This is a genomic window from Zobellia uliginosa (genome assembly GCF_018860745.1).
Classification (GTDB): domain Bacteria; phylum Bacteroidota; class Bacteroidia; order Flavobacteriales; family Flavobacteriaceae; genus Zobellia; species Zobellia uliginosa_B.
Window position 1 is genome coordinate 184,226 of record NZ_JAHKPY010000003.1, and the last position, 15,162, is coordinate 199,387.

General features: G+C 37.4%; 9 protein-coding genes and 1 pseudogene. 1 reads left to right on the plus strand and 9 read right to left on the minus strand.

Translation table 11 applies throughout. The features are described 5' to 3' along the window. Positions 1–157: 157 nt before the first annotated feature. Together KO521_RS04570 and KO521_RS04575 are read right to left on the minus strand one after the other, a co-directional pair. Positions 158–499: a hypothetical protein gene (locus tag KO521_RS04570; protein WP_215938733.1), complete on the minus strand. Its 342-nt coding sequence runs from the start codon at positions 497–499 to the stop codon at positions 158–160. A gap of 137 nt (positions 500–636) precedes the next feature. After that, a complete protein-coding gene (locus tag KO521_RS04575) occupies positions 637–1,230 on the minus strand; it encodes a methyltransferase domain-containing protein (protein WP_215938734.1) in 594 nt (197 codons plus the stop codon). Between the two features lie 178 nt (positions 1,231–1,408). Between KO521_RS04575 and KO521_RS04580 the strand changes: the two genes are divergently transcribed. Beyond that, a complete protein-coding gene (locus KO521_RS04580) occupies positions 1,409–4,441 on the plus strand; it encodes a ThuA domain-containing protein (RefSeq protein ID WP_215938735.1) in 3,033 nt (1,010 codons plus the stop codon). A gap of 70 nt (positions 4,442–4,511) precedes the next feature. Here KO521_RS04580 and KO521_RS04585 read toward each other — a convergent pair whose 3' ends face one another. The 7 genes and pseudogenes from KO521_RS04585 to KO521_RS20400 form a co-directional block, all read right to left on the minus strand. Then, the gene (locus tag KO521_RS04585; RefSeq protein ID WP_215938736.1) at positions 4,512–6,125 is read right to left on the minus strand and encodes a M1 family metallopeptidase; all 1,614 of its coding nucleotides are present in this window, start codon (positions 6,123–6,125) and stop codon (positions 4,512–4,514) included. 168 nt (positions 6,126–6,293) lie between these two features. After that, positions 6,294–7,604: an FmdE family protein gene (locus KO521_RS04590; protein WP_215938737.1), complete on the minus strand. Its 1,311-nt coding sequence runs from the start codon at positions 7,602–7,604 to the stop codon at positions 6,294–6,296. A gap of 16 nt (positions 7,605–7,620) precedes the next feature. After that, positions 7,621–8,598: a permease gene (locus KO521_RS04595; protein WP_215938738.1), complete on the minus strand. Its 978-nt coding sequence runs from the start codon at positions 8,596–8,598 to the stop codon at positions 7,621–7,623. 12 nt (positions 8,599–8,610) lie between these two features. Next, positions 8,611–8,847, minus strand: a complete 237-nt coding sequence (locus KO521_RS04600; protein ID WP_194535583.1) for a thioredoxin family protein — start codon at positions 8,845–8,847, stop codon at positions 8,611–8,613. 50 nt (positions 8,848–8,897) lie between these two features. Further along, entirely contained in the window at positions 8,898–9,203 is a 306-nt protein-coding gene (locus tag KO521_RS04605) for an ArsR/SmtB family transcription factor (protein ID WP_194535582.1), read from the minus strand. A 148-nt stretch (positions 9,204–9,351) separates the two neighbouring features. Next, positions 9,352–11,118 (minus strand): RagB/SusD family nutrient uptake outer membrane protein, encoded by a 1,767-nt coding sequence (locus KO521_RS04610; protein ID WP_215938739.1) that lies wholly within the window; start codon positions 11,116–11,118, stop codon positions 9,352–9,354. 9 nt (positions 11,119–11,127) lie between these two features. Next, a pseudogene (locus KO521_RS20400) lies at positions 11,128–14,316 on the minus strand (SusC/RagA family TonB-linked outer membrane protein). Between the last annotated feature and the right edge of the window lie 846 nt (positions 14,317–15,162).

Below are 15,162 nucleotides of genomic sequence, written 5' to 3' on the forward strand. Positions count from 1 at the left end.
TGCTGTTCAGGTATACAAGATCCAATTGTTTTTTGGATATTATTTATGCGATAAGTGCTTACCTAATTAAAAGATAAGATTATCATAGTTTTTAAGGGAAATTTGCCTGTCAGGTACCATAAAAGGAACAATATAGACAAGCTAACATAGAGAAGTACTATGCTAATTCAGGCGGATGGGAAATGTCTGCTGTAAGTAGAAGCGAGGATAAGTTTTGTGGTATTTTGTAATTTCCTTTATGGACGTCAATATTTTCAACATTGAAATCTAATTGCAAAAGGGACTGGAAAAATACAGTTGTCTGCATTTCTATTTTAGAACTCTTTTCTCCAAAAGGGTTTTTACTGTTCTCCTCTGATTCTTTGGCAAGTTGCTTGGCAAGGTAGCATTTACCGTCGCAGTTAAGCATCGGTTTATCTCTATTCTCACATAATACATTTTTGATATAGGTATAGTTGGCGATATACTCCGCCACTGGCCAAAGAGGTTTGACCATCATTATAAATGCTACAAAAAGTATTACGCATTGCTTCACATCGCAAAAATACTTTCTTTTTTCTTTTGAAGAAATATATTGCGACCAAAATGATAATATTTAGTTAATAAACACCTGTGGATAAGAAACTAGAATACTTTCTATTTCTTGAGAAAAATTCCAAAAAATTCGTTGTCTTTGCGTGGTGGAATAGAATTATAGGAACTTGAAAAAGTGGTTGTACTAAAATGCGGATTTAGATAATTAAGATATAATTCCTTAGAACCTCCAAAAGGACGTTTTACCATATCATCCGTTAGTGGAATATTAAACCAAAGACCTACAAGCTTGCCGCCAGGCTTTAGTAGATTTGCCATTTGTTGGGCATATGTGCTTCGATTTTTGGCAGTGGGTACGAAAGAGCAGAAAAAGGTTTGCTCAAAAATAAGGTCGTATTGGTTATTGTGCTCAAAGAAATTTTCCTGTAATAATTGTTCTTTAGGAAAATCTGGAATTCTCTTTTGAAAGTGTTGTAATGGGATTTCTGAAATATCCATAACATGAACATTTTTAAATCCTTTGTTCCATAAATACTCTGCCTCGTAGGCGTTACCAGCACCCGGTATTAAAATAGAAATATTCTTGTCCGTAAGCTGATCTATGTATTCTTTGATTGGAGTAGAAGGGTAGCCAATATCCCAACCCGTTTTGTTTTCTTTATAACGTTCCGTCCAATATGCATGCTCGTCGTTCATCGATAATTTGTATTTGAAAGTCTTCTGAATTTTCAAGTTATGATAAATTCATGGTCAAAGTATATTAATATTTTCCCAAAATGGTATTTCTGACGCTACATTTTGGGCGATTCGATAGCTAATCATTACATTTAAAACTTGTTTTCAAACTAAACCAAATAAGTCAAGCATTTCATTTATGAAAAAAATAGTATCGATACTTGTCCTAGTATTAGGGCTGATTGTTGCCAGTTGTGGCGATAGTAATCACAAGAGAGAAGGTAAGCCTAAAGTTTTGGTTTTTTCAAAAACCGTAGGTTGGCAACACAAATCTATTCCGGCAGGTATTGCTGCCATACAGAAACTTGGCGTTGAGCAGGGCTTTGAGGTAGATAGCACAAAAAACTCCGAGCTTTTTAATGAAGAGAATCTAAAACAATATTCTGCCATCATCTTTTTGAGCACCACATTAAATGTTTTGGACGCTAAACAAGAGGCTGCTTTTGAAAGATACATTCAAGCTGGAGGGGGTTTCGTTGGCGTACACGCTGCGGCAGACACAGAATATGATTGGGGTTGGTACACAAAATTAGTGGGAGCTCAATTCAGAAGTCACCCTAAAGGTACGCCAGAAGCGGACTTTATTGTAACCGATAAAAACTTTGGTGCAACGGAATTTTTTACCGACTCTGTTTGGCATAGAAGTGATGAAATCTACAATTACAATAAGTTGAACCCAGACGTTCACGTGGTGATGACGGTAGATGAGTCTACTTATGAAGGAGGAACCAATGGAGATTACCACCCATTTGCATGGTACCATGAGTTTGATGGTGGTAGAGCATTCTATACAGGAGCTGGTCATACAGATGAAACTTTTTCAGAAGACCTTTTCTTAAAACATTTGCTAGGTGGTATTAATTATGCCATTGGTAAGAATGAGGTTTTAGATTATTCCAAAGCTACTACACAAATACCACCAGATGTTGACCGCTTTACAAAGAAGCAGTTAAGCGTAGGTGAGTTTTTTGAGCCTACGGAAATGGCCGTTTTACCTAATAATGATGTGTTAATAGCACAGCGTCGCGGTCAGATTGCCTTATATAGTGATGCTACCCAAGAGCTAAAAGAGATAGCGTCTTTAGATGTGTATTACAAAACTTTGAATACCAAGGGTGTAAATGCAGAGGAAGGTTTAATGGGCCTTCAGAAAGACCCTGATTTCGCTACCAATAACTGGATCTATCTTTATTACTCCCCTACAGGTGATAAATGGGTAAACCGTTTATCTCGTTTTCAATATAAGGATGGGGTTTTTGATTTGGCTTCTGAGCAGGTCATTTTAGATGTGGATTCACAAAGAGAAATTTGTTGTCATACTGGTGGTTCTATTGCGTTTGGGCCAGACAAGTTGTTATACCTTTCTACAGGAGATAATTCTACACCTTTCAACGAAAAAGGAGTGAAGTATGTTAGTAATGGTTTTGCGCCGTTAAACGATATTCCGGGCCATGAGCAGTATGATGTGCGTAGAGCTTCTGGAAACACCAATGATCTGAGAGGGAAAATTATCCGATTAAAAATAAATGAAGACGGTAGTTATGATATTCCAGCAGGCAATTTGTTTGCTGAAGGAACAGAAAAAACGCGTCCAGAGATTTATACTATGGGACATAGAAACCCATACCGTATTTCAGTTGATCAAAAGAACAGCGCGTTGTATTGGGGAGAAGTAGGACCAGATGCGCGCGAAGACAAGTTGGATACACGTGGACCAAGAGGTTACGATGAAATGAACCGCGCTACGGAAGCCGGTAACTTTGGTTGGCCATTATTCATTGCGGATAACAAACCGTATGTAGATTACGACTATGAAACAGGTGAAAGCGGTATTACTTTTGATCCGGAAAAGCCAATCAACGATTCTAAGAACAATACAGGACTTCGCGAGCTTCCACCTGCAAAAGGAGCTTATATCTATTATCCTTATGTAGATTCAAAAGAATTTCCAGAAGTAGGTTCAGGTGGTAGGAATGCTATGGCAGGACCAACGTATTATTCAGATTTATACCCTAATGGAGGTGGGTTGCCTTCGTATTTTGATGGTAAGACTATTATTTACGATTGGATGCGCGGATGGATGAAAGCCGTAACCTTCTTTGATGACGGTACATTCAATAAAATGGAACCTTTTGCTTCGGATATTAAAGTGAATAGTTTAATTGATATGGAAATGGGCCCGAATGGAAGAGTCTATTTATTAGAGTATGGTAGTGGTTGGTTTACCCAAAATGAGAATTCAGCTTTAAGTTATATCGAATATAATGGAGGCAATCGTCCACCGGTTATAGATGATATGATTGTAGACCATACTTCTGGTAAATTACCGCTTACGGTTAACGCTAAAGTAGATGCAAAAGACCGTGAAGATGATGCCATTTCTTATGTATGGAATTTAGGTGATGGAGAAACCAAAGAAACCTCTGAACCACAAATTAGCCATACGTTTGCTACTGCGGGTGAGTATAGAATTTCAGTTGAGGTTAAAGATGCTCAAGGTGATGCTACAATGAGTGATGTGATTTCTGTAGTTGCAGGAAACTCAAGACCAGAAGTGGCTATTAGTCTAAACGAAGGAACCGCTATTTTTGAAAAAGGAGTTCCTGTAAAGTATGAAGTAAAAGCTACTGATGCCGATGGTGATGTTATTGATCCAGAGAACATTTTTGTATCCGTAGATTATTTAGAAAGCTTTGACGAACAGAACATGTCTTTAGGTCATCAGCAGGTTTCTGCTGCCGTTATGGGCAAAGCACTAACGCAAGGCATGGATTGTAAAACTTGTCACAAAGAGGCAAGCCCATCTATAGGTCCAAATTATAAGGCTGTAGCAGATAAATACAAAAACGATAAGAAAGCTAAGTCCTACTTGCAGAAGAAGATTGTTGCCGGGGGTGGCGGTGTTTGGGGAGAGGTAGTAATGCCTGCTCATCCAAATATCACACAAGATGAAACCAGACAGGTTGTTGAGTATATTATGTCATTGGCCGATACTGGAGAGAAGGTGAAATCACTTCCCGCTTCAGGTAGTATTGTGCCTAAACCAACTAAAGATGATAAGGTGATGGTAATTACCGCAAGCTATACGGACAAAGGACAAGAAGGAACCATTCCGCTTACTGGAATGAAGACTGTTGTTCTTAAAGAAAAAGGAGCAGATAAACCTGAGTAAAACGTTTCTTTAAAATAAAAAAGCGGCCCACATGAAAATGTGGACCGCTTTTTTTATGGAGTATACTCAATTATTTCATCTGTTTGTGGTCTACATAATAATTGCGATCTACTTCTAAAGTAGAAAGGTCTCCATTTAGCTCTTGGGTTTTCCAATCTGACGTAGGGGAGAGGGTTTGTGACTTACCGTCAATTAATATTTTAAGTGGCATGTGAAAACCTTCAACAATATTTGAGTATCGGTATTTTACCTTATTTCCATCAATCTTAAATTCAAAAAGTGGAATCATTGTAGTTCGCAAATATTGGTCAAATACTTTTGAAAGATCTATTTCTGATTTTTTTGAAATATAATCTTCAATCTGTTTTGTAGTTACCGTTTGGTGATAGAACTCACTATTTAGTCCACGTAGCACTTGTCGCCATTTTTCGTCATCGTTTACCAATTGCCTTATGGTGTGGAGCATATTGGCACCTTTGTAATACATGTCTTTTGAGCCTTCGGTATTTACATTGTACGGACCAATAATAGGCTTGTCATTTTGAATGTTTGTTCGTGTGCCGATTACATAGTCTGCGGAAGCCTCTTTACCTAAATGATAGTCTAAAAATATATTCTCGGAGTAGGCGGTAAAGCTTTCGTGAATCCACATGTCCGCAATATCTTTATAGGTAATGTTGTTTGCGAACCACTCGTGACCAGATTCGTGAATGATAATAAAATCGAATTTTAAACCTAAACCAGTTCCGGATAGGTCTCTACCCAAATAACCTTTCATATATTGATTTCCGTAGGTAACGGAACTTTGGTGTTCCATGCCTAAATAAGGCACTTCTACCAGCTTAAAACTGTCTTCGTAAAAAGGGTAGGGGCCAAACCAATGTTCAAAAGCCTTCATCATTTTTGGAGCATCCTTAAAGTGCTCTTTGGCTTTTTCAAGATTATCCCTAAGCACATAGTAATCCATGTCTAAAGTACCTTTTTCACCTTCGTACTTTTCTCCAAAATGTACATAGTCACCAATATTAATATTTACGCCGTAATTGTTAATAGGGTTAGAAACAAACCAGTGGTAGGTATTAGTATCCTCGTCTACTTTTCTTAGCCTACCGTTGGAGACATCCATAAGTCCCTTTGGAGATTTTACGCTTATCAGCATACTATCTACTTCGTCATACATATGATCTTTGTTAGGCCACCAAACACTAGCACCCAGTCCTTGGTTAGAAGTCGCTACAAAGTCATTGCCATTAGGGTCTTTTTTCCATGAAAACCCACCATCCCAGGGAGCGCGAACGGCTTCTTTAGGGTGGCCAGAGTAGTATACTTTAATCTCATTAAAGTCGCCTTCTTTTTGTTTTTTCTTCAACTGAACAAAATGAGCATTTCCATTGTTTACTACTTCCAGTTTTTTACCGTCTTGCGTCACTTTTTCTATGGTCAAGGGAGGCTGAAGGTCAACCTGCATCACTTGATTTTTCTTAAGCACTTTATAGCGGATGGTATTGCTTCCAGAAATGAACTTTTTGTCTGGGTCTACTGCCACATCTAGATGGTAATAGTTTAGGTCCCACCATTCGCGTTCTGGGGTAATACTTCCACGTAGAGTATCTTGTTCCGTAAATTCTTGTGCAAAGGTTGTGGTGGCAACCATGAAGAGTACTAGTGCTATTATCCGTTTCATTGTAATTGGGTATATAAAAATGAAAATAGGCTCAATATAATGGTTTAAACTAGTTTGAGTAATCTATTTTAGAATAATTTAGGAAACAGTATGTAGGAGATGTATAGAGGATTAAATAACTATAGTATTTAACTTTATTCTGAAAAAAGTAGCACGCAGACAGGCAGTCTATTTACCACACTTCAGAGCATTTTTATTGAGAATATCCGTTTTGATATAAGTACTTTTTAAAATGGGGTTCCAATTAAAATCACTGATTTCTGTTACAATAAAGTTCTTTTTAGGGTCAGTAGAAAGTAAGGTTTCGGTGAAGTCGTCTTCCAAGTTTTTCAACTTGTCTAAATCGCATGCGGGTAATTCTCCTTTTACGGCAATAGCACCAAGTTGGTCTATTTCTTTTGGCTTTAGACCATTTTTCATTTTAACCTCCACTGTCTTTTTGGTGTCTAAGCGTTGTACCACAAACAAGCCATCTATAGCATCAGATACAAAGAATGAATTGAATTGGTACCGGCCTCCTGTGTCATAAATTGCAGCATCTGTCAAACATGGGGAAGCTTTGCTTACCACTCGTGTATTGGTACGGTCAATAAGCCCATCCGGATATAGTTGCTCCATAGCTTGTTGTAAAGCAAGGTGACCTACAACGAGCCCATCACAAAGATGACCGTGGAATTTTACTAGGTCGTCCAAATCTATAGTTTGAATATTTCCCAAACGGCCTTTTGAAAAATCGGTGTCATTAACCTTCATTCCTGTTTCCACTGGAGCTTGTTTTTTGGGTAAGTAGAGTTTAAGTGATCTGTTACCTGTTGTAATTTTATCTAGATGCCCCATAAAAGTCTGGTCATCTCTTAAGTAGTGGACGTGAATAAAGCTTTTAGAACCCGTGAATACACCTTGATGTTGTTCTGAATAAAAACCTAAGATTTCCCCTTTTTCATTTTCTAGGGTAAAATTTTGAGATTTTATGTCCGGCCTATACCCTTCTATATCTGGACTTCTAGGCGTAACAATATGTGCGGTCATTTGATCAAACTCTCCCCCAATTCTGAAAGCAAAAGGTTCTTTTAAATCATAGCCTTTATTCTTGGCTATTGCGGCTACGTTTTCCTCTATTTGCTGAACACTATTTAATGGCCCGGGTAAGTTGAATTCTTCCCAATCCTTTACATTGCTATACACAAAGAATGGAGAACGGATATCCCAACTTTGACTAACCACAGCTTTACCTTCTTCAAATGCCGAAGCAAAGAACGGTTTGCCATCAAAAACGGTAATTTCCCCTTTCATTTTATCATAAGGCCCCATTGCAAATAGATTGGATTTATCAGGGAGGGTATCTAGCCAAACCTTAATGTCATAATTAGGTCCCATATTGTTCATTGCTCCTTTGGTAAATACCTGTGGCGTGCTTTGCCCTAAAATCGCTTGTGAAAGTAGAATGCTTAATAGCGCGATTGAAATTAATTTTTTCATAGGTTGATACTAGTGGTTATAAGAGAAAGTTAAATAAATAGCCTGAAATGATGATGCAAAGCGTGACTACGGCAAAGAAGATAGCAATTAGTTTTAGGGTCATTACCTTCTTAAGTAGCATAGCTTCCGGCAAGGAAAGACCAACCACGCCCATCATAAATGCAATGGCAGTACCCAAAGGGATACCTTTTACCACCAGTACTTGAACTACAGGAAGTATGCCCGATGCATTTGAGTACATGGGAACGGCTAAAATAGTAGCGATAGGAACGGCAAAAAGATTGTCCTTGGCCATATATTGTTCAAAAAATCCTTCAGGAATATAACCGTGCATCAATCCGCCAATAGCGATACCTACTATCACATAAGGGATAATGCCTTTAAGAATTTTTAGTACTTCATCCCATATAATGGGTAATCGTTGTTGTAAAGTCTGTTTTTCCGCAATAAAGGTATCTTGGTCTCTTTGGGCAGTGGCCAAAACTTCCTTTACCCAAGGTGTCAAAAATCTTTCTAGTTTTAATTGCTGAAGAATTACACCAGATACAGTACCTAATAAAACCCCACTTATCACGTAAATAATGGTAGTTTCTATTCCGAATAAACCTACAAAAAGTCCAATAGCAACTTCATTTACAAGGGGTGAGGTAATGAGAAAAGCAAAGGTTACTCCTAAAGGTATACCACCTCTTACGAACCCAATAAATAAAGGAACGGACGAACAAGAACAAAAAGGTGTTACAACGCCAAAGAGACTTGCCATGAGGTATTCTAATCCGTATAATTTATTCCGCGATAAATAACTTTTTACCTTGTCTATAGGGAAGTAACTGTTTACGATACCCATTAAAAAGATAACGACAAAAAGGAGAATTAGAATCTTTGTAGTGTCATAAATAAAGAAGTTTAGGGCTTCAGCTAAATGTTGCCCTTTGTCTAAATTTAAGACATCATAAACGAACCAATCTGCACTGTTTTGAATCCAATCGAACATGATGACAAGTTGTTATTTGACGAGCGCCAACACTTCTTCTTTTGAAGGTACACGTCCTTTTATTGTAATTACATCATCTACAACTAATGCAGGAGTAGACATTACGTTGTACTTCATGATTTCCATAATATCCTCAACTTTTTCAATAGTGGCATCAATGTTATTTTCTGAAATAACATCCTTAACAACACCTGTCATAGATTGACATTTGGGACACCCAGTTCCTAGTATTTTAATTGTTTTAGACATAGCTATTTAATTTGTCTATCGCAAATAAGCGATAGGATTATTAAAAAATATCAACTAAAAAAATCTTGAAATAATGATTTTGCAATAGTCCAGTTTTCTTGATTGATACAGTATTTTATTTTAGGTGGTTTTAATTCTCCTTGAATAAGACCCACATTTTTTAATTCTTTTAAATGTTGTGAAACCGTTGACTGTGCCAAAGGAAAGACCTCTACCAAATCTCCAGTAAAACAGCAAGATTGTTTTTCAAGATGCTTTAAAATAGCAATACGTGTAGGATGTCCTAAGGCTTTAGCAAATTTTGCCAATGCCTCTGTATCTTTCTTGTATTCTATGTGCTCTAGATTTCGTTTCATATTAACTATCGTAAATTTACGATGGATTTTTTAGGACTAATGTGACTTAAGTCACATTAGTGGATTTTTTTATTTTTTAAGATGACATAAGAAAGCCGCTTATGGTATAGGCGGCTTTCTAAAACTAACATCAACTCAATACTATAATTTAATACCCTGGATTTTCCACAAACTTCGGGTTATCAGAAATCTTATCAAAGGTCAAAGGATAATAATAATTTTCAGGCAAGAACACTCTAGGGTTACTAAGGGCGTTTTTAACTTCGATTTTAAATTTACCCGTGTCGTGATTGTACACGAATTTAAGACCCATCATCATTTTATCGTTCAACACATCTACAGCTATTCGCCACCTGCGGATATCCCAAAAACGATGTTCCTCAAAAACAAGTTCCACAGCACGTTCATTACGTATAGTTTCTTCATCTATTACTAACTTAGGCGGCATTCCCGCACGTTGGCGAATTCTATTGACCAATGTTAGAGCCTCGTCTGTTTTACCCAAGTAAAAAGCAGCTTCCGCCATATTTAAATAGGTTTCCCCTAATCTAAAAATATGAAAATCTTCACTAGATTGATCATCATCTAATTGAGAGCCCGTGCTTTCATCTAAAAACTTACGTAGTAAAAAGCCATGACGTAACGGCTTAGGTCTAGCTTCAAACGTTCTATTTGCTACTTTTGCAGCCATCCCATCTGGCAATACGCCAGAAGTTACAACTTCGCCATTTACTAAACTGCTTTCATGAAAGTAGGCTTTTCTATCCCAGAAGTCAGTACCGTTATAAAAGAACGCGGCTTTGAATCTTGGGTCACGATTATTGAAAAGTTCGTCCATATCCCACTCCTGAGCTGCATATTGATCCCGCGGAATTGCGCCTGTAGTACCATCCTCAAATTCAAATTTCTCGGCTATATCCAGAAAAACCCTAAAATTTGAATTCCATCCTGTGGCAAATTCCGCAGGAACTGCTAGAAGAGCATGACTCTGACCAAGACCCGAACCTGCATCATAACGTTCGGTAAAAATCACTTCAGGATTATCTTCGATCTCATCTATAAAAAGCTGGTGATGGTTTGTTACAGGGTCATCAAATTTTTCGTACAAGCTCAATGGGCTGTTCTCGATTAATTCTTTAGAAGCATCATAAGATTTTTGCCAATAGGTCGTTTCTGATGCTTCGGGCATACCTACTATACCGTCTAATTGAACTGTTCCAAAACGTGCGATACTGGCCGCGAATAACATAGCTCTACTTTGCAGGGCCTTAACAGCCCACTTGTTCACACGACCGCCCTCGGTGTCTCCTTTGTTCGGTAAATCATTGAAAATGGCATTCATTTCAGCATCAACAAAATCATAGATTTCTTGCTCCGTATTTCTAGGTATAAATATGGTTTCTGGGTCATCGGTTAAGTTTTGAACACCTGTAATTAAAGGTATTCCTCCCCAACGTTTCACCATTTCAAAATATAGGTAGGCTCTTATCCATCTTGCCTCGGCAATTCTTTTTTTCTTGAAGTCTTCGTCCAATTCAGAATTTCCTACTTCTTCTATAAAGATATTAGCCTTTCTAATCACATCGTATTTCCAATAATTGAGTGGTTCATAAAGGGTCTGTGAATTCATAGGGGTTGCTATGGCAATATTCGGTTCCTGCCACGGAGCAAATTGCGTAAGCTCATCAGACATACCAGAGATTAAACCAAAACCTACATGGTTTCCGCTATTGCCGGCACTTAGTCTTTTGAAGACCACATTAGAATAAACATCGGTCAGGTAGGCATCGGTCAAGTTTTGATCTAGCCATACACTATTCTCCGGTATTCTATCCAGAGGTTCTTTATCAAGTACATCTTCGCATGATGCGAGAAGCATCAAAAACGAAATCAAAATAAAATTAAGTTTTTTCATGATTTTTTTTTAAAGTGAAATATTTACTCCTAAAGAAATTGTTTTCAGCAAAGGATATCTGGCTCCATTTTGCGTTGTAGGACCCTCTGAATCAAAAGAATCTTTATAGATCCCTAATTTGTTCCATGTCACTAAATTAGAGGCAGATACAAATAAGCGTAGCTGTTGCATTCCCATTTTATTGAGTACATCTCTTGGTATATCATAACCTATGTTTAGATTTTTTAGTCGCAGATACGTACCGTCTTGTAACCAAAAATCAGAGGTTTTATCGTTATTCTGGGTTAACCCAGAATCAGTACTTGCAGGTAATATAGCGTTTGGATTAATATTTACATCAGGATTATTGGGGTCGGGCGCCCATCTATAGTCATATTGATATTCAAAAGGAATACTATTATTGATAAGGATATTTCTTGCTCCGCCAGTGATATTAAAGTTGAACCCAGTTGCACCTTGAAAAAGTGTGGAAATAGAGAAATTGCCATAGGACATGTTCATATTTAAACCGTATACAATATCTGGTAATCCGCCTTTGCCTATTTCGTCTAAATCCCTAAAATCAATCTTGTCATCACCGTTAAGATCTACATAGCGTATATCACCAGGATTAAGTCTATCATTACCGGTACCACCGGCTAATAAGGACTGGTCTACGGTATGAGCATCTATTTCAGCCTGATTCATAAAAATACCATCCGTTCGGTAACCAATATTTCTATTTACCCAATTTCCATTTCGTTGCTGTGTTAAATTGAAACGATTAATAAACTCTGGGTCGTTCAATTCTTCTGGAGATTCAGCAAATGCCTCAATTACCTCTTCAACTGGCCAATTTTTATATTTTTCGCGAGCTAGACCAAAAGAGAAACCCATATCATATTTGAATTTCTTGCCAATGGTATTTCTGTGCGTTACTACCAAATCAAAACCACGGTTGTTAGTTGAGTTTTGGTTTACCTGGGGCAACTCAGCTCCAAAAGTACTAGGGAATTGATCTAAGGGAGTAGCAAAGATACCCTCTTGCAATCTGTAGAACACATCAAGCTCTAAGCCTAATAATCCGTTCCAAAAACTGGCGTCTAGACCTATGTTATAAGTGGTAAGATCTCTCCACGTAACAAAAGGGTTTGCCAAACCACTAGTGGCAATGGCGGTAGAAAGGCCGGTAGGTCTAAAAAGATATGAACTTAAAACCCCTGTTTGAATTTCATTAGCAGATAAATATCTAAAATAATCAGGTGTACCATCATCTTTAAAAATTCTATCATTCCCCGTTTTACTATAAGACACCCGTAACTTGAGATTATCAACAAAAGTTGCATTATCCTTTATAAAGCTCTCTTCCGAAATTCGCCATGCTGCTGAAGCACTGGGGAAGAATCCCCACCTGCTATCCGCTGCAAAATTACTGGTAGCATCATACCTGAAAGATCCTTCTAAGAAATATTTGTTCTTATACCCATAATTCAATCGACCAACAACACTAGATCTACCAAATTCTATAGCATTACCCGAGTTGGTTATTCCTAATTCTGAACCAAAATCTAAATAGGGAAGATCGGTAGTCAAAAGATTGAGACGACCCGATTCCTGGTTCAGGATTTTTTCATCAATGGTTTCTGTTCACAGTAAGCCCTTAACGGAATGATTACCATATTCACGATCAAAGTTTAAAGAGATACTAGGATAAAAACTTTTGAATTGGTAAAGCTCTTCATTTAAATCATTTGTGTTTCTTGCACCCACCGCAACAGGTTCTTGGGTTTCTCTATCATATTCATATACAATAATACGTTTGTCCAAATCTTTGGTCTGTCTAGTTTGTGAATTATAATTGATTACACCTTTAGCAGACAATCCTTTTAAGAAAGGAAATTCGTAGTTTAATTGAATTCTACCGGTGAGAACTTCATTGTTTTTATCAATAAAGCCAGATAACTCACGGGAAGCGTTACCGGTAGCAGTTCTATTATTAAACCCGCCCCCGCTATTCGCGGCCAACTCTGGATATCCTGGAATAAACGGAGGTAAAATTGGCTCAGAAACGGTAATGGAATTGTATACCGTAGCCAAATCTGCACCTGGCTCAGATGTTTTGTCCCTTCTGTAGCTGATATCAATACCAAAAGACAAGCTCTCATTAATTTTTGCATCAACGTTGGAACGGACGTTTATTCTGGAATAATTTAAATCTCCTGATTTAAATTGCCCATCTTGCTTTAAGGTTCCCAGTGAAGTAAAGAAACGCACAGCTTCGGACCCACCCCTTACACTTAAGTTGTGTTGGTTCATAGGAGCCCAAGACCTAAAAACAGCACGTTCCCAATCATAACTTTCATAGCCGGGAGCCTCTGCTTTATATAATGCAATTTCTTCTGGGGTATAACTGGCCGCACCACCTTCATTCTGCATTTCAACGAATTGACCTCCGTTTACACTGTTTCTCCAAGTAGTAGGTTGTTGAAAACTTGTGATGCCAGAGTAGGAAATAACAGGCTTGCCAACCCTTCCTCTTTTGGTAGTCACCAAGATTACACCGTTACCGGCCCTGGCACCATAGATTGCTGCTGATGCATCTTTTAGGACGTTGATTGATTCAATTTCGTTGGGGTCTATACGGTCTAAACTCATTTCCATTCCGTCTACCAGTACTAGTGGAGTACCAAAGCCACGAATATTTAAAGTGGTTGCGTCATCACCTGGCACACCGGAAGTTTGCTTTGTTATAACCCCAGCTACACGACCACCAATGAGCTCGGTTGTATTTGCTACCGAGACCTTTGTAAGGTCTTTGGCGTCAATTTTTACCACCGAACCAGTAATCGCAGATTTTTTCTGGGTACCATACCCAACCACAACTACTTCATCCAATTTGGCAGCATCTTCTTTTAAGACAACATTTAACGTAGTTTGATTGTTTACTGGTACGTCTAAAGAATTAAAACCAACATAGCTAAAGAGCAATGTTGCATTGCCTTCTACGTCGTTTAAGGTGTAAAGACCGTCAAAATCTGTCTGTGTACCGTTTGTTGTGCCTTGTACGACAATACTGGCTCCTGGCAGTGGAGCTCCTGTTTCGTCTGTGACTGTTCCTGTTACTTTTTGCTGAGCTTCCAAACTTTGAAGCCCAATAATTAAGAGAAACAGTCCGAAAAGCGGAAATTTCCTTAAAAAATAAGTTAGTTGATTTTTCATACTTGGTTTATTTAGTTGATAATTTTGAGTTGCCTATGAATATTTCAGCAGAACTTTGATACCATATGGCCGGTAAAGCATCAATGAAATAGTACGAATTATTATTCATGAGACTTTTTGAATGTAAATACAAATAGATGCTCCAAACGTTTTAAGTGTACTTTTAACACAAATAAACGAATTGATTTCTGATAATTTAACACTTTTGTAACTGTTTGGTTGACAAATATTTAATTTTGACTTTTGGAGATTCACTTCAGTTTTGACAAAAAAATATTGAAACTAGAGAGATTAAGGGAGTTGGGTAGTGCTAAAATTGTTGGAAAATTTTCACCTCTTTTTCAAGAATTTATAAACAAACTAGCTTAAAAGAAATCCTAGAAAAACATAGATTTTTTTCTACCATATAGCAAAACTAGAATTCAGTCTTAGCTAAGCCTTTTATTGTCAAAATTGCGGCAGTTCTAATATTAAAAACTAAAAGGAGTAGGGTGAAATTTAATAGTGAAACTTTTACTGCGAATTAAAATGGTTGGATTTTTCATGAGCGATTTTTGTTGAGTTGATAGTTTTGAGTACAAATTGAAAGTAGCTGTTCTTACTACTATTATAGTTGAAAAGACTAAGATGACTAGCCATTTAGAAATAATCAACTGGTGTTAAAACTCTAATACTATGGTTACTTCATATTATGCATGAAGTTTTAAAATTAGAGTATGCGTGTATGCTCTTTGATTGGGTTGGTTATAAAGTGTAAGTGTAACTGAGTAATTAATTGAATTTCGCCATTTTAAATAAGAAAATGGCAATTAAAATTTAATTTAAGTAAAATAAATGTAATTTTTG